General features: G+C 39.9%; 18 protein-coding genes, 1 tRNA gene and 2 other RNA genes. All 21 read left to right on the forward strand.

From position 1 onward, the window contains the following. Positions 1 to 4 precede the first annotated feature (4 nt). Positions 5 to 1,810 (forward strand): aspartate--tRNA ligase, encoded by a 1,806-nt coding sequence (gene aspS / locus VEIT17_RS03125; RefSeq protein ID WP_178884700.1) that lies wholly within the window; start codon positions 5 to 7, stop codon positions 1,808 to 1,810. Between the two features lie 80 nt (positions 1,811 to 1,890). Further along, positions 1,891 to 2,063, forward strand: a non-coding RNA gene (ssrS, locus tag VEIT17_RS03130) — 6S RNA. Positions 2,064 to 2,152: 89 nt separating this feature from the next. Further along, entirely contained in the window at positions 2,153 to 3,454 is a 1,302-nt protein-coding gene (locus VEIT17_RS03135) for a replication-associated recombination protein A (protein WP_129823166.1), read from the forward strand. An 82-nt stretch (positions 3,455 to 3,536) separates the two neighbouring features. Further along, a complete protein-coding gene (locus VEIT17_RS03140) occupies positions 3,537 to 6,281 on the forward strand; it encodes an FtsK/SpoIIIE family DNA translocase (RefSeq protein ID WP_178884702.1) in 2,745 nt (914 codons plus the stop codon). Between the two features lie 48 nt (positions 6,282 to 6,329). Next, on the forward strand, positions 6,330 to 6,782 hold the full coding sequence (locus VEIT17_RS03145) for a helix-turn-helix domain-containing protein (RefSeq protein WP_005386075.1): 453 nt from the start codon (positions 6,330 to 6,332) through the stop codon (positions 6,780 to 6,782). Positions 6,783 to 6,812: 30 nt separating this feature from the next. Continuing rightward, the gene (locus tag VEIT17_RS03150) at positions 6,813 to 8,774 is read left to right on the forward strand and encodes a YgiQ family radical SAM protein (RefSeq protein WP_178884704.1); all 1,962 of its coding nucleotides are present in this window, start codon (positions 6,813 to 6,815) and stop codon (positions 8,772 to 8,774) included. Positions 8,775 to 8,836: 62 nt separating this feature from the next. After that, positions 8,837 to 9,874: an ABC transporter substrate-binding protein gene (locus VEIT17_RS03155; protein ID WP_178884706.1), complete on the forward strand. Its 1,038-nt coding sequence runs from the start codon at positions 8,837 to 8,839 to the stop codon at positions 9,872 to 9,874. A gap of 66 nt (positions 9,875 to 9,940) precedes the next feature. Continuing rightward, positions 9,941 to 11,287, forward strand: a complete 1,347-nt coding sequence (gene rimO / locus VEIT17_RS03160; RefSeq protein ID WP_178884708.1) for a 30S ribosomal protein S12 methylthiotransferase RimO — start codon at positions 9,941 to 9,943, stop codon at positions 11,285 to 11,287. Between the two features lie 35 nt (positions 11,288 to 11,322). Next, positions 11,323 to 12,570, forward strand: coding sequence for a competence/damage-inducible protein A (locus VEIT17_RS03165; RefSeq protein ID WP_178884710.1), 1,248 nt, complete (start codon positions 11,323 to 11,325; stop codon positions 12,568 to 12,570). 4 nt (positions 12,571 to 12,574) lie between these two features. Further along, a complete protein-coding gene (gene recA / locus VEIT17_RS03170) occupies positions 12,575 to 13,615 on the forward strand; it encodes a recombinase RecA (RefSeq protein ID WP_178884712.1) in 1,041 nt (346 codons plus the stop codon). A gap of 2 nt (positions 13,616 to 13,617) precedes the next feature. Further along, positions 13,618 to 14,061 (forward strand): regulatory protein RecX, encoded by a 444-nt coding sequence (locus VEIT17_RS03175; protein WP_178884714.1) that lies wholly within the window; start codon positions 13,618 to 13,620, stop codon positions 14,059 to 14,061. 175 nt (positions 14,062 to 14,236) lie between these two features. Then, positions 14,237 to 15,781, forward strand: coding sequence for a ribonuclease Y (gene rny / locus VEIT17_RS03180; protein ID WP_255403550.1), 1,545 nt, complete (start codon positions 14,237 to 14,239; stop codon positions 15,779 to 15,781). Between the two features lie 254 nt (positions 15,782 to 16,035). Further along, positions 16,036 to 17,808 (forward strand): DNA primase, encoded by a 1,773-nt coding sequence (gene dnaG / locus VEIT17_RS03185; protein ID WP_060923957.1) that lies wholly within the window; start codon positions 16,036 to 16,038, stop codon positions 17,806 to 17,808. Between the two features lie 23 nt (positions 17,809 to 17,831). After that, positions 17,832 to 18,995 carry an RNA polymerase sigma factor RpoD gene (gene rpoD, locus VEIT17_RS03190; protein WP_060923956.1) on the forward strand — a complete coding sequence of 388 codons (1,164 nt, stop codon included), beginning with the start codon at positions 17,832 to 17,834 and terminating at the stop codon, positions 18,993 to 18,995. 229 nt (positions 18,996 to 19,224) lie between these two features. Then, a complete protein-coding gene (queD, locus tag VEIT17_RS03195; RefSeq protein WP_004696395.1) occupies positions 19,225 to 19,563 on the forward strand; it encodes a 6-carboxytetrahydropterin synthase QueD in 339 nt (112 codons plus the stop codon). Next, positions 19,550 to 20,293 carry a 4Fe-4S cluster-binding domain-containing protein gene (locus VEIT17_RS03200; protein WP_178884716.1) on the forward strand — a complete coding sequence of 248 codons (744 nt, stop codon included), beginning with the start codon at positions 19,550 to 19,552 and terminating at the stop codon, positions 20,291 to 20,293. Before queD ends, VEIT17_RS03200 begins: the two co-directional genes overlap by 14 nt. Positions 20,294 to 20,381: 88 nt before the next feature. Next, complete coding sequence (gene folE, locus VEIT17_RS03205) at positions 20,382 to 20,945, forward strand: GTP cyclohydrolase I FolE (RefSeq protein WP_024066137.1); 564 nt, start codon at positions 20,382 to 20,384, stop codon at positions 20,943 to 20,945. A 66-nt stretch (positions 20,946 to 21,011) separates the two neighbouring features. Next, positions 21,012 to 21,086 (forward strand) — tRNA-Ile (locus VEIT17_RS03210). Between the two features lie 71 nt (positions 21,087 to 21,157). After that, the gene (locus VEIT17_RS03215; RefSeq protein WP_178884718.1) at positions 21,158 to 21,895 is read left to right on the forward strand and encodes a tRNA (adenine(22)-N(1))-methyltransferase; all 738 of its coding nucleotides are present in this window, start codon (positions 21,158 to 21,160) and stop codon (positions 21,893 to 21,895) included. A gap of 5 nt (positions 21,896 to 21,900) precedes the next feature. Next, complete coding sequence (locus VEIT17_RS03220) at positions 21,901 to 23,004, forward strand: Nif3-like dinuclear metal center hexameric protein (protein ID WP_178884721.1); 1,104 nt, start codon at positions 21,901 to 21,903, stop codon at positions 23,002 to 23,004. 50 nt (positions 23,005 to 23,054) lie between these two features. Further along, positions 23,055 to 23,405, forward strand: an RNA gene (gene rnpB / locus VEIT17_RS03225) — RNase P RNA component class A. Positions 23,406 to 23,417: the final 12 nt, after the last annotated feature.

Genomic DNA, 23,417 nt, shown 5'->3' on the forward strand with positions numbered 1-23,417 from the left:
TAGAATGGAAACAATGCAAGGCTTACACCGTACGCACGGTTGTGGCACCATCTCTGAACAAGAGGTAGGTAAAGAGGTCGTATTATGTGGTTGGGTTGAACGCCGTCGTGATCATGGTGGTTTGATTTTCTTGGATTTACGTGATCGTTCTGGCGTAGTACAAGTAGTGGCATCTCCAGATCATAACGTGGAATCTTTCCACAAAGCAGAGGATGTTCGTAACGAATATGTACTTTGTGTACGTGGTAAAATTACAAAACGTGATGAAGCTGCTATCAATCCAAATCTTCCAACAGGTGCATATGAAATGTACTGTGAAGAATTGCGCGTATTGAACTTTGCTAAAACACCTCCATTCTATATCCAAGATGATATTGATGTAGATGAAAATATTCGTTTAAAATATCGTTACCTTGACTTACGTCGTCCAGAAATGCAACGTAACTTGATTTTACGTCACAAAGTAACAAAAGCAATGCGCGACTTCTTCGATAGCCGCGATTTCTTGGAAATTGAAACTCCAATGCTTACTAAATCTACACCAGAAGGCGCTCGTGACTATCTAGTACCTTCTCGTGTAAATGCTGGTACATTCTATGCATTGCCACAATCTCCACAAATTTTCAAACAAATCTTGATGGTAGCTGGTTATGAAAAATATTTCCAAATCGTTCGTTGCTTCCGCGATGAAGATTTGCGTGCAGACCGTCAACCAGAGTTCACTCAGCTCGACTTGGAAATGTCCTTCGTAGATGAAGAAGACATTTACTCCATGCTTGAAGAAATGGTTGCTCATGTATTTAAAACTACATTGGGCAAAGAAATCACATTGCCTATGCCTCGCATTACATGGGATGAAGCAATGGATAAATATGGTTCTGATAAACCAGACCTTCGTTTCGACATGGCCTTTACTGATGTAACTGATCTTGTAAAGGATACAGAATTTAAAGTATTCCGTTCTGTTATCGACAATGGTGGCGTAGTTAAAGGTATCGTAGTACCTGGCGATGCTGGTATTCCTCGTCGTGAACTTGATGATCTCGTTGAATATGTAAACCGTTATGGTGCAAAAGGTCTTGCATGGGCTTGCTTCAACGAAGATGGTTCTATCAAGTCTCAAATCATGAAGTTCTTAGGTGAAGATACAATCCGCAACATCGGTGAAAAAATGGGCGCTAAAGGTGGCGACCTCGTATTGATGATTGCTGATAAACCAGCAACTGTAGCACGTGCATTGGGCGAATTGCGCCTTGAAATGGCCCGTCGTATGAACATGATTGATCCAGATAAATTGGCATTCACATGGGTAACTGATTTCCCTATGTTCGAATATAACGAAGATGAAAAACGTTATGTTGCAATGCACCATCCGTTCACAATGCCTCGTCATGAAGACCTTGATAAATTAGAATCCGATCCTGGTAGTGTAAAAGCAATCGCTTATGATATGGTATTGAACGGTGTTGAAATCGGTGGCGGTTCCTTGCGTATTTACCAATCTGATGTACAAGAAAAAGTATTCAAAGCTATTGGCTTGTCTGAAGAAGAAGCAAAATCCAAATTCGGCTTCATGCTTGATGCATTCCAATATGGTGCACCTCCTCATGCAGGCTGTGCATTTGGCCTTGATCGTCTTGTTATGTTGATGGCAAAACGTCAATCTATCCGCGACGTAATCGCATTCCCTAAAACTCAATCTGCTTCTGATGTTATGAGCCAAGCGCCATCTGAAGTAGAACCTAAACAATTAAAAGAGTTGCATATTAAACCAGATATCGAGGAAGAAGAAGAACAATCTTTGGTGTAAAAACATAGGCAAGAATTGATTAAAATTCAAATGTCAAGACTTGTTTATTACCAATCTTTCTGATACTATTTATGTATAAGATATCCCTGCCATGTGCGTGTGATATCGCAGTTTTGAGCCAACACATTTACTTCGGGAGTCCGAACTCTCGTCTGAACGTTACGCCCTTATGGGACAACTGCAGGATGAGGAGGACACCCACCTGCCCTAAGCAGGATCAAAACGCGGTACATTACGGCATGGTGGGGCTTTTTTGCGTGTAAAAATGACATATAATGAGAACATCAATGGTTTAGAAATGTGGATATTAATAGTTTAGATACTGTGAATTGAGGTGATAGAATGGATAGTTTGTTTGATTTAGAGCCTACAAATGCATATGAGCCACTTCCTGTGCGTATGCGTCCTACCAAGTTGGATCATTTATACGGTCAAGAGAAGGCCGTAGGGAAGGGGACCTTCTTACGAGCTATGGTAGAGAAGGATACCATACCATCTATGCTTTTTTATGGGCCTTGTGGAACGGGAAAAACTACGCTAGCAGGTATCATTGCTAAGGTAAGTAATAGTCATTTTGTAAATTTAAATGCTACCAATGCTGGTATAGGTGAGTTGCGTAACATCATAGAGGATGCTCGTAAGCGCGTACGGTCATTACAACAAAGAACTATATTATTTCTCGATGAAATCCACCGTTTCAATAAAAGCCAACAAGATGTGTTATTACCTTGTGTAGAAGATGGCACGATTATCCTCATTGGTGCCACCACAGAAAATCCGTTTTTTGAGGTTAATAGACCGCTCTTATCCCGTTTGCGACTCATAACATTGGAGGCTTTGACACCAAAGGCGATTGGTCAAATTTTGCGTCGTGCTATTACAGATGAAGAGGTAGGCCTTGGTAAACGCCGTTTACAAGTAACCGATGAAGTGCTAGAGGATGTAGGAATTTTCGTTAATGGCGACGGTCGTATGGCTTTGAATATTTTAGAACAGGCTGCAGCTATGGTACCGGATGAAGGGACTATAACCATAGAGGTTCTTGAAAAAGTTGTGGGACGTAGAATTTACACATATGATAAAAAGGGTGACAGCCACTACGATACAATCTCTGCTTTTATTAAAAGTATGCGTGGCTCTGATGTACAAGCGACGGTGCATTATTTGGCACGTATGATTGAAGCGGGGGAGGATCCTAATTTTATTGCTCGTCGTATCGTAATATGTGCAGCTGAGGATGTAGGCCTTGCAGATCCGCAAGCTTTAATTCTAGCCAATGCAGCGGCTCAAGCGGCTCATATGGTAGGATTTCCGGAGGCTCGTATCATATTGTCTGAAGCGGCTTGTTATGTAGCATTAGCACCGAAAAGTAATTCTGCTTATTTGGCTATCGATGCAGCAATTGCCGATGTGCGCCACAAGGATTGTGGACAGGTGCCAGATCATTTAAAAGATAGTCATTATAGTGGGGCTAGCAAGCTAGGTCATGGGAACACCTATAAGTATGCCCACAACTATCCAAATGGCTATGTAAAACAGCAGTATCTACCAACACCTCTTATGGATGCTTCGTACTACAACGGTATTAAAAGGGGCAAGGAAGAACAGTTACTTTGTGACTGGGAGAAACGGCGTAAAAGCTAACTAAATACTTCGATATATGCTATAATATAATGATAAGTTAATTTACAGTAGTGTTATATAAGTAAGGGGTTTGTATAGATTTATGGCAGAAGAAAAAACTTCCACCAAAAAACGCAATACACGACGAAAGCGAACAAGTACAAAACAGCAAACTAAGTCTCAAGGGTTTTCCTTGCGCAGCGAAGTTAAAGGCTTAATTGTAATTGCCTTTGCAGTTATTTCCTTGCTCGGATTCTTTGGGTTTGAACTCGGTCTTGTAGGACAGATTTTAACAGGTATATTCCGTTATGGTTTTGGCCTAGGTGGTATTATTCCTTGCCTTGGTGTGTTCTGGATCGGCTGGCGATTATTGTATAAAGGAACATTTATTTCCGTTACTAAACGGGGTGTTGTAATGACTTTGTTCTTCCTATTCTTGCTAGCCCTTGTTCCATTGTGGCGCGTTCCTGAGGGGCAGGAATTAATCACAACACAATTGGCTGACCAAGGTGGTGTAGTAGGTGGTGCTATCGCTACATTCCTTCGTACTCTATTAGGTGAGCTAGGGGCTATCATTTTAGATGTATTCTTATTATTAGCCTTTGGTATTCTAATCACTCGTTTATCTTTGCGAAGTGGCTTGCAAAAGGCAGCAGATAAAACACAAGTAGGTTTAGATGTAGCTAAAGAAGTGGCTGCTGAGAAGGTCGCTGTAGCTAAAGAGGTCTTTGAAGATTGGAATGAACAACGTAAAGAAGCTGCAGAACAACGGAAAGCGTATAACAGGGAAAAGGATACACGCTTTGCTGATGCTGCAGATCAAGCGTTAGATACACTTGAAAAACGAGGTATCACTACCGATCGAGATAACTTTGAAACGAGTGCGGTTATAGATAATGAACCTATGGTGGATACAGTGACGACTGTAGAATCTCCAAAGGCTCCTACATCTTGGAAAGAATTGGCTGAAATAGAAGCGCGCAACCGTGCAGCGGAACAATTGGCGAATGTTTCTGAAGATGCTGGTGATGCGAAGTCTTATGATGCAGATGATTTTGATCAATTTTCTGATGCTAGTAGATCTACAGGTGATGACTATGTATATACTCCAGATGAGGATTATACATATACTCCAGACGAAGGATATACAGATGAATCTGAATCAGTAGAGAATAATCATGAGGAACAACCAAAGTTTACATATCAAAATACAACGATTGGTCCATTGGAAACTAATCACGCTGCCATAGCTTCTGCTGTACCTGGAACAGGTGCTACAGCAAGTTCTGTAAGTGCTGGTGCTGGTATGTCTGGTATGAGTTTACAAGTACCATCTACTATTAGTACTACAGAAGATACAGCACAAGTAGCAGTATCTAAAGATGGTCAAATTCATCGTACCTATGATAGACCTTATCATTTCCCAAGCCTTGATATTTTGGCGAAAGGGAAGGGGAGTCAAAGCAATGGTGAAGAAGTAGCTCAAAATGCAATGATGCTTGAAAATGTATTGAGTAACTTTGGTATTACTGCTAAGGTCGTTAATGCTACACAAGGTCCAACTGTTACACGCTACGAAATTGAACCTGCACCAGGTGTAAAGGTTAGCCGCATCGTCAATTTAACTGATGATATCGCCTTAAACTTAGCGGCTCAACATATTCGGATGGAGGCTCCAATCCCTGGTAAATCCGCCATCGGTATCGAGGTTCCTAATAAGACGACAGAGGCCGTTCATTTGCGTGATGTTCTTGATTGTAGTGACTTCAAGGACGCTCGTGGGGGTATTCCTGTAGGTCTTGGCAAGGATATTGCAGGTAAGCCTGTTATTACTGACCTTGCAAAGATGCCTCACCTGCTTGTAGCAGGTACTACTGGTTCTGGTAAATCTGTATGTGTAAATACTTTGATTTCAAGTATTCTATTTAGTCGTAAACCAGAAGAGGTTAAGCTTTTATTAATCGACCCTAAGATGGTTGAATTGTCTATCTACAATGGCATTCCTCATTTGATGGTGCCAGTTGTAACAGATATGAAAAAAGCAGCCGCTGTATTGCGGTGGGCTGTTCGTGAGATGGAGGCTCGTTATAAAGCTTTTGCAGCATCTGGCAAACGCGATATTAAGAGCTATAACGAAGCACACCCTAAGGCGGCTATGCCTTTGATTGTATTAATTATCGATGAGTTAGCTGACCTTATGATGACTGCTCCTGATGATATTGAAGAATCTATTAGTCGCTTAGCACAAATGGCGCGTGCTGCAGGTATTCACATGGTACTTGCTACGCAACGTCCTTCTGTCAACGTTATTACAGGCTCTATTAAGGCCAATGTACCTAGCCGTATTTCCTTTGCAGTAGGTTCTCAAATTGACTCCCGTACTATTCTCGATATGGCGGGTGCTGAGAAATTACTTGGTAAAGGGGATATGCTATTTGCTCCAATTGGTGCTAATAAACCAATTCGTGTACAAGGTGCGTTTATCTCTGATGATGAGGTAGAACATCTTGTGGAATTTGTAAAAGCTCAACGTGAACCAGAATATGACGATACTGTTACACAAGAGGCTGAGAAGGAAACCGAAAAAGAATCATCAGAAGAAAATGATATCTACCGCGATGAATTATTAGAACGTGCTGTTAATCTCGTTATGGAATCTGGTCAAGCTTCTGTGTCTATGTTACAGCGTCGATTCCGCATTGGGTATACTCGTGCGGCTCGCCTTGTTGATACGATGGAAGACCTTAAAATTGTTGGTCCTAGTATGGGCAGTAAGGCTCGAGAGATTTTGATGAGCCCTGAACAAGCTAAGGCGCGATATTTCTCAGACTCCAATGATGAGCAATAATTAAATGATTACGATATGAGTATTATGTAGATTAAGAGAGGAACGAAAATGGCTGAATTAGGCGAAGAATTACGACGTGAACGAGTAAGACGTAATTTAACCTTTAAAGATGTGGAGCAAGTACTGCACATTAAAACAACCTATTTGGAAGCTATCGAAGATGGTAAGTATGACATCATTCCTGGTCAGGTCTACGTAAAAGGCTTTATTCGTAATTACGGTAATTATTTAGATCTTGATGGGGATCGCTTGGTAAAAGCCTACCAAAGTCAAGTAGGTGATATAGATACGTTTTCCTTGCGTTCTGTGACGCGTCAGAAGGCACAAGCGGCGCCAAATTTGGTGCAAAGTGAATTCGTTGAATACCAAACATCCAAAAAGCGTATGTCCTTAGAAACGCGTCAACGTAAACGTCAACGTTCTATCGTACAAGAACGCATTATTTTAGGCATTATTTTATTCTGTATGGCATTATTTTTACTATGGTTATTCCTTTTCTAATAAAAGGAAAGAAAGGCATTTATTCAATTAATGGATAGATTTTTAGTAACAGAACCTTCGGATATGAAGAAACGCGGTTGGGCCGAATTAGATTTTGTCCTCATTAGTGGGGACGCCTATGTGGACCATCCTTCCTTTGCACCTGCAGTTATCGGCAGATACTTAGAATCCAAAGGGTATCGTGTAGGCATTATAGATCAACCAGATTGGAATGATGTAGAGGCTTTCAAAAAACTTGGTAAACCGCGTCTAGCATCCCTTGTTACGGCAGGGAATCTAGACTCAATGCTTAATAAATTTACGGCGGCAAAGAAAATTCGTCGACAAGATGACTATTCTCCAGGTGGTGAAGCGGGCCATCGCCCAGATCGAGCTACCTTGGTATATGCGAATCGTATGAAAGAGGCTTACAGTGATGTGCCTCTTATTATCGGTGGCATAGAGGCGTCCTTACGCCGATTTGGTCATTATGATTATTGGTCAGATACTGTGCGTCGTTCTATTTTAGTTGATTCAAAGGCTGATGTACTCATTTATGGTATGGGTGAACTTCAAATTGTAGAATTAGCTGATGCGTTAGATCAAGATAGATTTAAAGAGTCCTTGCCATCTATTCGTGGTATTTGTTATATGGCCAAGGAAATCCCTACTATAGACTATGTTGAGTGTCCATCTTTTGAGGAAATTAAAGCGGATAAGATGGCTTTTGCTGATGCATTCCGTATGCAGTATGATGAACAAGATCCATTCTATGGTCGTATAGTAGTACAAAAACATGGCGATAGATATCTTGTTCAAAACACACCTGCATTGCCACTTACGCAGGAGGAAATGGATGGCGTATATAACTTGCCGTATACTCGCAAGTGGCATCCTAAATATGATGATAAGGGTGGCGTACCAGCATTAAGCGAAGTACAGTTTAGCCTTGTAAGTCAACGGGGATGCTTTGGTAGCTGTTCATTCTGTGCAATAACAAATCATCAAGGTCGTATCATCCAAAATCGTAGTCATGAGTCTTTACTTGATGAAGCTCAAACTATGATTAATATGGTTAACTTTAAAGGATATATTCATGATGTTGGGGGCCCTACAGCGAACTTCCGTCATTTAGCTTGTGACAAACAAGCTGTATATGGTGCTTGTAAAGGTCGTACTTGTGCGGCTCCAGAGCCTTGTGAAAATCTAAATACAAACCATGATGACTATATTGCTTTACTCCGTAAATTACGCAAGATAAAAGGCGTAAAAAAGGTATTTGTTCGTTCTGGCTTGCGTTATGACTATGTTCTAGCGGATAACAATAAAGATTTTGTCCGCGAGCTTTGTGAATTTCATGTAAGTGGACAATTAAAAGTAGCGCCAGAACATGTTTCTAAACGCGTTACCAATATGATGGGCAAAGCTGGTAAGGAAGAGTTCCTCACCTTCAAATCTTGGTTTGAAGAGGCCAATAAAAATCTTGGTAAGAAGCAATATTTAGTACCATATTTTATGAGCTCTCATCCAGGTTGTGCATTGGAAGATGCTATTGAATTAGCCGAGTTCTTACGTGATCAACATATGTATCCAGAACAAGTGCAAGACTTTATTCCTACGCCGGGAAGTTTATCGACATGTATGTACTATACGGGCATTAACCCACTGGATGGAAAACCTGTATATGTTGCAAAAAAAGGTAGAGATAAAGCTAAGCAGCGGGCTTTAATGCAATATAAAAATATTGAAAATTATGACCTTGTAAAAGAGGCGCTCATTGAAGCTAATCGACGTGACTTAATAGGGTTTGGACCTGAATGTTTGATTCCTCCACGCCCAATTGGTCGTACTAATCGTACTAGTCAATCTAGTGGTTCTCGTAATAGTGGGAAGAATAATGATCGTCGCAACGGACGTCAGTCTAGTGAGAAAAGTAGTAAGGGTAGACCCTCTCGTAATGGCATGACCAAAAGTCGCCCATCTAATAGTAATCGAGGACGTGGTAGTCGTTAATAATGGAGAATAGCTTTGTCTATTCTGGTTTGGGAATACTTTATGTCTTATAGGAGGCATATATGAAACGGTGGATTGCTCCGGGCGTTTTAGCCCTATTTGTTATAGGAATGTTAACCTATGGCGTAAACTTTTACCATCAAGAACAGTTAGAACATGCAAAAGAACCTGTTCGTGGTGAAATTACAGTTTATACAGACTTGCCGAACAATATAACTACATTGCTTGCCGATCGTTATGAAGAGGAGAAAAATGTAAAAGTTACAGTTTTGCCTCTTACAGAAGAGCAAATGGCCCAACGGTCGGCTTCAAATGTAGCTGATACATCTGGTGATCTGGTACTTACCTCTGAAGATAATCTCGTTGTAGGGGCAAATGCAGGGAAATATGCACCTATCGTTAATGAGAGAATTGACGAAGTACGTGATAATCTAAAAGATATAAATGGGTATTGGGTAGGTCTTTGGTATGATCCTATTGTATTTGTTCAAAATGACACCTTCTACAATGGGATAGGTAAATATATTACTACTTGGGATACATTGGGAAAACAAGGTGATTGGTCTATTGTGATGACCGATTTTGTAGCATCCCAAAATGCAGCTAATTTGTTATATAACATGGTGGAATATAGAGGCGAGCCTGAGGCACTGAACTATTTATATAGTTTAAAGCCACATATAATACAACATGCCAAGTTCTTGTCTACTCCAGTTCGCTTAACTGCGTTAGGAGAGTCTAATATCGGCATTGGTAATTTGTCTGATGCGGCCCAATATACTCGTCATGGATATCCGATTAAGGTTATATACCCAACAGATGGAACATCTTATTATGTAACTGGCGCTGCTGTATTAAAAAATTCAAAACATAAAGCAGATAGCGTTGAATTTATTAATTGGTTGTTATCTATAAAGACTGCAAAATATATGGTTGAAAATAATTTCACCTATATGTTTACGAATCCAGAAATGGATGAGCCAAAAGACTCATTGGGGCACGAGTTAATTTTATGGCCTGTTAATGGTGGTTACACTATAGATGGTAAAAAGTTATTGTTAAATCACTGGGTTAGCCAAGTGCGCTTCCGCAAGGAGTAACTCAGTTATATAGATCCTATTACAGGAAGTAAATTGAGAAATAAACTAGTTATGAAAGGATATAGAATGGGTAAGAAATTAGGGTATGTTAGCCTAGGTTGTGCTAAAAACTTAGTAGATACAGAGGTAATGTTAGGCTTATTGAAAGATAATGGCTATACGATTACAGAGGACCTAAGCGAAGCAGATCTTATCGTTGTAAATACCTGTACCTTTATTGAGAAAGCAAAAGCCGAGTCTATTAATACTATTCTTGAGGTGGCTCAATATAAAGAGGATGGTAAATGTAAAGGCCTTATTGTAGCAGGTTGCTTAAGCCAACAATATCAAGATGAATTATTCCAAGAAATTCCTGAAATTGATGCTTTAATCGGCACAGGTGCATGGGACCAAATTATGGTAGCCGTTGATGCTATTGAGCATGGCAATCGTAGTTGTATTATGGAGAATATTACGAACATCTATGATGAACGTATGCCTCGCATTCAGACTACACCTCGTTACAGTGCATATGTAAAAATTGCTGAAGGCTGTAACAATGGTTGTACCTTCTGTATTATTCCAAAGGTGCGTGGTGCATTCCGCAGTCGTACTATTGAGTCTATTAAGGCCGAAGTAGAACGATTGGCTGCATCCGGTGTTAAAGAGGTCGTTCTTATCGCTCAGGATACGACTAGTTACGGTATTGATCTAAATGATGGTAAACCATTGTTGACTACATTGCTTAAGGAATTAACTGCCGTAGAAGGTATCGAATGGATTCGCATGTTATACTTGTATCCAACTTTCTTCTCCGATGAATTGTTAGATATTATCGTTAATGAGCCAAAACTTTGTAAATATGTAGATATTCCATTGCAACATGTGAATAACGATATTTTAAAACAAATGAATCGTCGTGATGATCGCAATGATATTGAACGTTTACTTAAGAAGATTAGAAATGCACCGACCCATATTACATTGCGTACATCTATCATCGTTGGTTTTCCTGGTGAAACAGATGAACAATTTGAAGAACTTTGCGACTTTGTAAAAGAAATCAAATTCGATAATATGGGCGTGTTTACCTACTCTCAAGAGGAAGGTACTCCTGCAGGTGCTCGTGAAGACCAAGTGCCAGAAGAGGTTAAAGACGAACGTTATCATATTCTCATGTCCATTCAAGCAGCTATCTCTGAAGAAAATAATCGCGACTTAGAAGGTACCATTGATTATGCGATGGTCGAAGAAATTGAAGAAGGCGATAATAATACATTGCTTGCAAAAGGTCGTTTGAAATCTCAAGCTCCTGATGTAGACGGTAATATGTACATTGAGGACTGCGGTGAAGATGTTCAACCTGGTGACATTCTCAAGGTACAAGTAGAACAAGGTTTTGCGTACGACGTTGTCGCTACTGTTGTAGAATAATACACTTCGATATATTCGAGTATGGAGGTGATCTGATGATTGTAGAACTTATTTCTACAGGTTCAGAATTATTGCTAGGCGATACGGTGAATACAAATGTATCTTGGCTAGCACAAGAATTAAATAAATTAGGCTATACTATTGCTCATCAATCTGTAGTGGGGGATAATCCTAAGCGCATGGCAGAGGTCTTTCAATTAGCTAGCACTAGAGCGGACATCGTTATTAGTACTGGCGGATTAGGACCAACGCAAGGAGATATTACGCGTAATGTATTAGCCGATTCTATTGGACGACCTATTGTATTTAATCAAGAGGCAATGGATGAGGTTAAACATTTCTTTGATCGTGTAAAACGTACCGTGCCGGATGCAAGTCGTCGAGAAGCTGAGTTGCCTGAAGGCGCAAATGTATTACATAATCCGGTAGGCGTGGCGCCTGGTGTTGTAGTGGAAGATGGCGATACTACATACATACTTTTGCCAGGACCTCCTGGTGAGATGAAGGGGATGTTCCACGATAGTGTGGTGCCTTATTTAATGAATCGATTTGGTTCACAAGGTGTTGTTACCTCCTATCGCTATGGCGTATATGATATTCGTGAAATTGATCTAGAAAATACCTTGATGGATCTCATTAAGAACCAATCGAATCCAACCATTGCCTTGCTCATTAAAAAGGGGTATATAGAGGTTCGTATTACTGCTAAGGCTGACACCTTAGAGGCTGCCCATGAGGTTCTCAATCCTTGGGATGCTATTATTCGAGAACGATTAGGAGCTCGTGTAGGACGTGACTTGACTGTTTCTATGGAGGAAACACTAGGTCATGTATTACTTGAAGAGCAGAGCACGATTAGTACTGCTGAATCTTGTACTTCTGGATTAGTTGGTAAGTTATTGACTAATGTCAGCGGTAGTAGTGAATACTACATGGGTGGCGTTATTTCGTATAGCAACGACATAAAACATCGTGTGCTAGGGGTACCACAAGACATGCTCGATACGTATGGTGCCGTAAGTGAGCAAGTCGCTAAGGCTATGGCAGAGGGAGCACGAACTATTGGTCAAACAACATATGCCGTTTCTACGACTGGCATAGCTGGTCCTGGCGGCGGTAGTCCTGAGAAGCCAGTTGGTCTTGTGTGGTTCGGTGTAACTGGACCTCATGGGACAGTAGCTCACAAGGCTAATTTAATTGGTAATCGCGAAGATATTCGACAAAGTGCAGCAGAGCTAGCACTATATTATGTGTATACTTATATAACAGAAAAGGGGAAATAAAATAATGGCTGTAGATGGCAGACAAGCAGCGTTGGATAACGCGTTAAAACAAATTGAAAAAGACTTTGGTAAAGGCGCTATTATGCGCCTTGGTGAAGCAGCAGATCGCATGAACGTAGAGGTTATCTCCTCTGGGTCCCTTGCTATCGATATCGCTGTTGGTGTAGGTGGTTTCCCTCGTGGTCGTGTTATTGAAATCTATGGCCCAGAATCCTCTGGTAAAACAACAGTAGCACTTCATGCTGTAGCAGAAGCGCAAAAACAAGGTGGCATTGCGGCATTTATTGATGCGGAGCATGCGATGGATCCAGTATATGCTCGTAACTTGGGAGTAGATATCAATAATTTATTGATTTCTCAACCAGACAATGGTGAGCAAGCTCTTGAAATTACAGAAGCTCTTGTTCGCAGTGGCGCTGTAGATATCGTCGTAGTTGACTCCGTTGCAGCTTTAGTTCCTAAAGCTGAAATCGAAGGTGAAATGGGCGATGCTCACGTAGGTTTACAAGCTCGTTTGATGAGTAAAGCATTGCGTAAATTGACTGGTATCATCAGCAAATCTAAAACGGTTGTTATCTTTATCAACCAATTGCGTGAAAAAGTAGGCGTAATGTTTGGTAACCCTGAAACTACAACAGGTGGTCGTGCATTGAAATTCTATTCTTCTGTACGCCTTGATGTTCGTAAGGGTGAACTTATTAAAGCTAACAACGAAAACGTAGGTGCTCGCACTAAAGTTAAAGTAGTTAAAAACAAAGTAGCACCTCCATTCAAAACGGCAGAATTTGACTTGATGTATGGTGAAGGTATTTCTAAAGCAGGTACTCTTATCGATATTGGTACAAATATGGAAATTATCAATAAATCTGGTGCATGGTATTCCTACAATGGGGAACGTATGGGCCAAGGTAAAGAGGCGGCTAAACAATACTTGCTCGACAATCCACAAATCGCTGATGAGATTGATCGTATTATTCGCGATACATTAGCGGTTGGCACTGAAGAAATCGATGTAATCGGTGAAGAAGTAAGTGAAGAAGTATAATCATGAGTGAAGAAACGATGCAAGCTGCTATGGATCAAGCGTATCGCTTCCTAGCTCAACGATTTCTAAGTTCCTATGAACTGACACAAAAAATGAGACGTAAACAAATCGAGGACCCAATCATTGAGCGGGTCCTCGAACGCCTTAGAGATTATGATTATATCAATGATGAGCGCCTGTCTGAACAAGTATTAGACTATTTGATGAAAGAACAAAAATACGGCGCCTACATGATTAAGCAAAAGATGAAACTTAGAGGTCTTACTGTGCCTCCGGAAATCTCTGATTATGATGAAGTTAAAGCTGCTTATCGTGTAGTGGAGAAAAAGTTTGGTTCCATTCTCAATGAGGACTGCACTCCTCGTGTAAAAGTCTTTAATTTTCTCAAATATAGAGGGTTTTCAACGAGTACTATCCAAGTTGTGTGCAATGATTTTTATGAATAGATAGTACTTTTTCTGAGGCCTTACCAGGCTTGTAAAATCTTGACAGAAAGGGCTTTCAAGTCTAAAATTAATAATAGCCTTATTTATTTATATGATGATATGGCTAAATGATAATTTAATGCATAAAGGGCATAAAAAGGAGCATGAAAGCTCGATTTTGAGAATTTAAGAGGAGGTGAGACTGATTTTAGAGTATAGTCTAATTGCAGTGGTAATGGTACTGATTGGACTAGGGGTAGGCTATTTTTTACGAAAAAATATTGCTGAAGGAAAACTGAATCAAGCTGAACAAGAGGCTGCACGCATCATCGCAAATGGTGAGCGCACAGCTGAGTCTAAAAAGAAAGAAGCTTTATTAGAAGCGAAAGAAGAAATTCATAAGCTCCGTTCTGATGTAGAACGAGAAAATAAAGATCGCCGTTCTGAACTTCAACGTATGGAACGTCGTATTCTTCAAAAAGAAGAATCTTTGGATAAAAAATTAGACAATATTGAACACAAAGAGGAAGCTTTACATCGCAAAGAAGCTGACTTAGCCCAAAGCCGTGAAAAAATTGAAGCTTTGTATGAAAAACAAATGGCAGAGTTAGAACGTATTTCTGGCATGACATTTGAAGAAGCTAAGAATATCTTGTTAACAAATGTAGAACAAGAAATTCGTCATGAAACGGCAATTATGGTTAAGGAAATGGAGCAGCAAGCTAAGGATGATGCGGAGAAAAAAGCAAAAGAAATTATCTCCTCTGCAATCCAACGTTGCGCAGCTGACCATGTGGCGGAGACTACCGTATCCGTAGTGGCATTGCCTAATGATGAAATGAAAGGCCGCATTATTGGTCGTGAGGGCCGTAATATTCGCGCACTCGAAACATTAACAGGTATTGACTTGATTATCGATGACACACCAGAAGCAGTTATTCTTTCTGGCTTCGACCCAATTCGTCGTGAAGTGGCTCGTATTGCTTTAGAAAAATTGATTGTAGATGGTCGTATCCATCCAGCTCGTATTGAAGAAATGGTTGGTAAAGCTCGTAAAGAGGTTGACCAAACTATTAAAGAAGCTGGTGAACAAGCAACATTTGAAGCTGATGTTCATGGCTTACATCCTGAAATTGTTAAGATTTTAGGTCGTTTGAAATATCGTACTAGTTACGGTCAAAACGTTTTGAAACATTCTATTGAAGTATCTCATTTAGCAGGTTTGATGGCGGCTGAACTAGGCTGTGATGTAACATTGGCTAAACGAGGTGGTTTGATCCATGATATTGGTAAAGCATTAGACCGTGAACTTGAAGGTTCTCATGTTCAAATCGGTGTTGATGTGGCTCGTAAATATCGTGAAAGCGCAGCAGTAATTAACTGCATTGGCGCTCATCATGGTGATGAAGAGTTCCAATCTGTAGAAGCTGTATTAGTAGCAGCTGCTGATGCTATCTCTGCGGCTCGTCCAGGAGCACGTCGAGAAACATTAGAAAACTACTTAAAACGTTTATCTAAATTGGAAGAAATCGCTGAATCCTTCGAAGGCGTTGAAAAATGCTTTGCTATTCAAGCAGGTCGTGAGATTCGCGTTGTAGTAAAACCGGATAAGATTGATGAAGCTGAGTCTACATTACTTGTTCGGAATATCGTAAAACGCATCGAGTCTGAACTCGAATATCCAGGCCAAATTAAGGTCGTAATTATTCGTGAAACTCGCGTTGTGGATTACGCAAAATAATATGCTATAAGCGATAAGTATAGGCTGCAATGATTTCATTGCAGCCTATTATTATCAAAATATTGGTAATGGTATCGTTTAATACGGCGTATAGGAATCCTTATGTATTTAGTTTCATAGATAAGGATTCTTATGATTCGTATTTGATTTTTGTATTAATTTAATAATTTAACTAATTAAAATCTTTTACAAATAGAGGATTTTTTATTTGTATATCGAATTAATATATATATATGGGGAAGGAGGCGTTGGCTATGAGCAGATATTTTGAAAATGAATTGATTGAACAAATCAAAGATGCAAATGATATTGTATCTGTAATATCCGAGCATGTAGCTTTAAAGAAACGGGGCAAGAACTATTGGGGTTGTTGTCCATTTCATAATGAAAAGACGCCGTCCTTTAGTGTTGCCCCTGAAAAGGGCTTTTATTATTGTTTTGGCTGTCATGCATCGGGGAATGTCATTAAATTCCTCATGGAACTAGAGCATTTAAGCTTTGTAGAGGTTCTAGAGCGGCTTGCAAATCGTGCTAATATTCCCTTGCCGGAGGCAAAACTTTCACCAGAACAACGAGCTCGAGATGAACGACGAAAAAAATTATATGAAGCTTCAGAATTAGCGGCTACATTTTTCCATAACTGCCTTACTCAAACATCGATTGGTAAGGTGGGCCTTGATTACTTAAAAAAAAGGGGCCTTACAAAAGATACGATTGAAAAATTTAAATTAGGCTTTGCTCCAGATGGTTGGGATAAGTTGTATCGCGCCTTTCACGAACGTGGTATCGATGATTCTATTCTCTTGGAGTTGAATTTGGTCCGTAAAAACCAAAAGGGACAGTTTTACGATTTCTTTAGAAACCGAATTATGTTTCCTATTATGGATGGTAAAGGTCGAGTAGTTGCCTTTGGTGGTCGTGTTATGGATGACAGCACGCCAAAATATTTAAACTCACCAGAATCAGCCATCTTTGAAAAGGGAAAACTATTATTTGCCTTTGATAAGGCTTATAAATCTATTCGTCAAGAGCGACAGGCTATCCTTGTAGAAGGGTATATGGACGTTATATCTGCCCATAACCATGGTGTTACTAATGTAGTAGCATCCTTGGGGACGGCTTATACACGAGATCATGGTCATATCTTAATGAGGCAGGCTGATGAAATTGTGCTGGCCTATGATATGGATGGAGCAGGTCGTCAAGCAGCAGCTAGGGCTATAGAATTATTACAAAATACGGACTTTAAGGTGCGTGTTCTGGCTATGCCAGATGGTAAGGATCCAGATGATTATGTACGTAATCATGGAGGACAAGCATTTAAAGATTTAGTAGCTAAAGCGGTTAAACCTCTTGATTATTTATTAAGTGAGTCTTTAATTAAACACGACACAAATGATACGGAAGGGAAGCAAGCTGTTATGGCTGATGTATTCCCATATATTGCTAATATAGATAGTCAAACACAACGGGATGATGCTCTAAAGACATTGGCATTACCACTATGGCTTGATAATAGTAGTATTTTTAGATATTTCCGAGACTATGTAAAAAAAGGACAAATTGAATTGGTTGATACTGCGTCTGCACCGTTGCCAACACAGGATTTACCTAAAGGTGATGCAGAAAAATTATTGTCCTTAGCCTTTACAGATGGTGAAGTGTTACAACATATGATGAGCTATTTGCCATTAGAAGACTTTGAAAAAATTGAATATCGAGGTATAATAGAAAAGATATTCACCTTATTTAAACAAGAAGGTCGTCTAGATGATACTGCCATTCAATCTGTTTTATCCCCATCGGAGTATGATATTTACTCTAGATTGGTTGTTATGAGTGACGATGAATATAAGGTACAAGTGCCTGGATTAATCCGTAAGATAAGGCTTCATTCATTGCGTGAACAGTATAAAGCGCATTCAATTATGGCGGATCAATTAAAACGGGCAGGAGATTCGACATTTATTAGCGAATTACATAAGTGTCAGGAAATACAGAACTTAATTAGAGAATGGTCTAAGTAATATAATGTAAGAAGGAGAGCGCTGTGGCTAAGAAAGTACAAAAAAGTCAAATAGAGGAGATTGTAGAACAACTTCTTGAAAAAGGCCGAAAAACCGGCGTGTTGACACAATCAGAGATTTCAGATGCTCTTCATGAGCAAACTGGACTTACTGCGGAACAATTAGACGATATTTATACTACATTTGGTAAATTAAATATTGAAGTAGTGGCTGATATCGACAGTGAGGATGCGGACGCTCAGCCAATAGAACCAGAAGAAGAGGATGAAGAAGATACTCCTAATGAAAAGAATATCTCCATCGATTTAAGTGTAGACTCTGGTGTTAACATTGATGATCCTGTACGTATGTATCTCAAGGAAATTGGTCGTGTCCCATTGCTTTCTGCAGATGAAGAAATCGTTTTAGCAAAGCAAATTGAAGCTGGCGCAGCAGAAGATGCTACATATAAAGATATTCAACTTGCCAAAAAGGCTAAGAAAAAATTGGTAGATGCTAACTTGCGCTTAGTTGTAAGTATTGCAAAACGTTATGTAGGTCGCGGCATGTTATTCTTGGATTTGATTCAAGAAGGTAACTTGGGCCTTATTAAAGCTGTAGATAAGTTCGATTATACAAAGGGTTATAAATTCTCCACATATGCTACATGGTGGATTCGTCAAGCTATTACTCGTGCTATTGCGGACCAAGCTCGTACGATTCGTATTCCTGTACATATGGTAGAAACAATCAATAAATTGATTCGTATTTCCAGACAATTATTGCAAGATAAAGGTCGTGAACCATTACCAGAAGAAATCGCAGAAGGTATGGGCATTACGGTAGAGCGCGTGCGTGAAATTCAAAAAATCGCACAAGAGCCAGTATCATTGGAAACTCCAATTGGTGAAGAGGAAGACTCTCACTTGGGAGACTTTATTGAGGACCAAGATGCTATTGCTCCAGACGATGCAGCTAGCTACATCTTATTACAAGAACAAATTGAAGATGTATTTACATGTTTAACTGACCGTGAGCAACAAGTATTGATCTTGCGCTTTGGTTTGAAGGATGGTAAACCTCGTACATTAGAAGAAGTGGGTCAACACTTCAATGTTACTCGTGAACGTATCCGCCAAATCGAAGGTAAGGCGCTTACTAAATTGCGTAACCGCGGTAAACGCGATAAAATTAAAGACTTCTTATAAGATGTTAAATCTTTTAAGGGTTGTAATGCAGTGTTCTCTAGCACTGTGTTACAGCCCTTTTGTGTTATAATAAAGGTTGATAATGTTTAAAAATATGATTACTTATAATAGTTCTATTAGTTCTATTAACTCTATTAGCTTTACTAGAACTATAGTTATACAATTATAGAATCATCGATATAATCTGATAGTAATATATTGAAATGTAATGAAGGATTTAGGAGATATAATGTTTACAGTTACTAAACGTTTAGAGGTAAGTGCATCTCATCAATTAAAACTAGATTATCCTAGCAAGTGTCAAAATCTACATGGTCATAATTGGATTATTACTGTCCATGCTCGTTCTGAAGAATTAGATCATAATGGCATGGTTATTGACTTTACTATTATTAAAGAAAAGATTCACGGCCGCTTAGATCATCGTCATATCAATGATGTATTAGGTGACATTAATCCTACGGCTGAAAATATGGCGAAATGGATTGCCGATGAGTTAGGCCCGAAATGTTTTAAAGTAGAAGTTCAAGAGTCTGAAGGAAACACAGCTATTTATGAACGTGATTGAGATTTTCGGCTCCATTGATGGGGAAGGTATTCGACAAGGTTTATTGACAACATTCTTGCGTCTTCATGACTGCAATATCCGCTGTTCATATTGTGATACCACCTATAGTTATGGCATTGATAGTACTTTCACAGATATGACCGTACAAGAGGTAGCTGATGCTATTGAAAGTTTAGGCAATCATCGAATTACCATAACTGGTGGTGAGCCACTATTACAAGAAGCTGCTGTAGTGGAGTTAATCGATGAATTAAATCGTCGTAAATCTACTAAACTAGAGGATAAACCGTGTACTGTTAAAAAATCGACTGTGAGAAATGAATTATCTGAAGGCACTCAAGGTGTATTAGCTGATGAAAGTCCTTACGATTTCAATATTGAAACGAATGGTACCATTATACCGAGCTTTCACAGAGACAATGTGTGGTTTACCTACGATTACAAGACGCCATCATCTTTGGCAGAAGAGTCTATGGATTTAGATATATTCAAAGTTTCTACAAGACAAGATCTTATTAAATTTGTAGTAGGTTCTGTAGAGGACTTGGACTGTATGCGTCGTATCATTAAGGAACATCCTACAAAGGCTCAAATTTATGTATCCCCTGTGTGGGGTAAAATTGAAGCAGCATCCATTATCGATTATATGAAAACATATAATTTACAGAATGTACGATTCCAATTGCAAATCCATAAATTTGTATGGGATCCAGATGCGAAAGGTGTATAGTGTAGTTAGGATGTATAGAATCAGTATCCTATGTAATCATAGTATGATGCATTGAGGTATGATGACATCTTGATATAAAGGGGAAAATATGGATACAGAAAAAATAGAATCACTTATATATCAATTGCTAGAAGCCTTGGGAGAGGACCCTAACCGAGAAGGCTTACAGGAAACACCAAAGCGCGTAGCACAAATGATGGAAGAAGTATATGAAGGGATTCAGTATACAAATGCTGAGATTGCTGAGATGTATGGCAAGACCTTTGCAGTTGATACAAATCAAATGGTAGTAGTAAAGGATATTACTTGCTTCTCTCATTGCGAGCATCATATGGCGCTTATGTATGATATGAGTATTAGTATCGGTTACATTCCGAAAGGTCGAGTTATTGGCTTATCTAAGATTCCTCGCATTGCAGAAATGTGCTGTAAGCGTTTGCAATTGCAAGAGAAAATCGGAGAAGATATAGCTGAAGTAATCTCTTTAGCAACAGGCTCTGAAGATGTGATCGTTCATATTACATCCTCTCATAGCTGTATGAGTGCACGGGGCATTAAATCTACCAATAGTCAAACGACGACACTGGCTACAAAAGGTGTGTTTAACGAAGACAATATGATTCATCGTTTTATGCTCATGAAACAGTCATAGAAATACGGTGTGCCTTGACTTAGTACTAGCCTATTCGGTATAATTAATAAGCTAGAAACTAACTGTGGGCCTATAGCTCAGGGGTAGAGCAACCGGCTCATAACCGGTCGGTCCCTGGTTCGATCCCAGGTGGGCCCACCAATTATGTTGATATCTACCGTCCTTGAGGATTCAAGGGCGGTTATTTTTATATATATAATAATAGAGGAATTATGGAACCTAGACCTATGATGGATCGCTTAGAGGCGGTGTTTTCAATCGTACCAAAAGCTCATGCTATAGCTGATATTGGTACTGATCATGGATATTTAGCAGTAGAACTCATCAACCGTAATCGTGCTGAATTTGTTATTGCTGGCGACGTGCATAAAGGACCTTTAGAATCTGCAAAAGAATATGTTCAATCTTGTGGATTAACTTCTAAAGTAGATTGTCGATTAGGGGATGGTCTAAAGGTAACAGAGAAGGGCGAATTAAATGGTGCCATCTGTTGTGGTATGGGTGGATACCTCATGCGCGATATTGTAGACGCTGGTCCAGAGTCTTTAGAGTTCTACGTATTACAACCACAGAATGGACAAAAAGAATTACGTCAATATATGGTACAAAAGGGCTATGTTATCGTCCTTGAAATCATCGTTGAAGATGCAGGAAAGCTATACACTGCATTTTTAGCAGTGCGTAATGATCAGGTAGAAGCGTATACGGGCATGACTGAATACATAGATGTTTATCAATCATTACCAGAGGATTCGTTATTATGGTCTGTAGGTGCTCTTTTAGAACAGGAACGACCATCACTTTGGACGAAATATATTGAGTACTTAATATATCAACGACAATGTGCACTAGACGGTATGACTGCGCAATTGAGCCATACAGATAAATATAAGGATTTAGAGCGTGAAGTAAAATTTCTGCACGGACTTTTAGAAGATAGAAAGAAGTGAGCTTTATGACAACAGTTCAACAAGTTATTACATTAATGGAACAATTGGCCCCTCGTTCTTATGCAGAATCTTGGGATAATGTAGGCCTCATGGTGGGTGATAGAAATGCTATCGTTACAGGCGTGTTAACTACATTAGATGTAACAGCGGAGGCCATTTCATATGCCATTGAACATGACTGTAATCTAATTGTTAGTCATCACCCGTTGATTTTTAAGGGCTTAAAACAATTGTCTTGTGATACGGCGCAAGGGCGCGTGATTAATCAGCTGATTCAACATAATATTGCCGTTTACAGTGCACATACAAATCTTGATATTGCACCTGGTGGCTTGAATGATATGTTGGCAGAACGATTAGGTCTTATAGATATTAAAGGCTTTATCAAAACTGGTGAAGATACATTGTATAAGATAACCACTTTTGTACCGGAAAATGCTGCTGATGCGGTTCGTCATGCTATGGGGGTCGCAGGGGCAGGAAAAATTGGCAACTATGAGCACTGTAGCTTTAGTCTTCACGGTGAAGGACGCTTCATCGGTAATGAAGCGTCTCATCCTGTCATCGGTGAAGCCGGTGTCTTAACGGTGGCACCTGAGGTACAAGTGAATGCTATCGTAGATGGTACTCATTTAAGCCAAGTGATTGAGTCTATGAAAGCAGCACATCCTTATGAAGAAGTGGCTTATGAAGTTGTGTCCTTAGTAGATCCTACAGCGTCTACTCAGTATTTAGGTAGAGTTGGCCGCTTGCCAAATGCATTAAATTTAGATACCTTCCGTGAATGGGTACAAGAAGCTTTACCATTGGCTAATATTCGTTTTGCTGGCATAGCGCCTAAAGAAATTCAATCCATAGCACTATGTTCTGGTGCCGGTGCTGAATTTATTAAGGATGCAGCTCGCTTGCATGTAGACGCATATGTTACAGGCGATGTGAAATATCATGATGCACAATTAGCTAAAGAGCTTGGATTGCTTGTGGTTGATGCAGGGCATTTTGGTACAGAATCTATTGTAGCTGATGGTTTGCGAGACTATTTGCTCGGAACAGGTCTTTCTATTCCTGTTAAAGCTTTCACAGAGCAAAATGATTTCTTCTTTTTATAATGTTGCATTTTCTTGCAACAAATAGCGTAGCTATGATAAACTGAATTGAAGCAAGTATGAAAGACGGTTGCGAGTCCATATGACTCGAGGAAAGTCCGAGCTCCATAGGGCAGGATGCCAGATAACGTCTGGCGAGGGTGACCTTAGGGAAAGTGCCATAGAAAAGGAAACCGCCACGTCAGTGGTAAGGGTGGAAAGGTGAGGTAAGAGCTCACCAGCAGTCTGGTAACAGGCTGGCTCGGTAAACCCCATCCGGAGCAAGACCGAATAGGGAAGGGTTAAGGGTGGTCCCGCCTACCTTCCGGGTTGTGTCGCTCGAGCGTGCAGGCGACTGTACGCCTAGAAAGATAATCGTCACCGTGCAAGCGGAACAGAACTCGGCTTATTGATTGCTTGCTTCCATATTTAGGATA

It is taken from the genome of Veillonella nakazawae (assembly GCF_013393365.1).
In the GTDB taxonomy this organism is placed as follows: Bacteria; Bacillota; Negativicutes; order Veillonellales; family Veillonellaceae; genus Veillonella; species Veillonella nakazawae.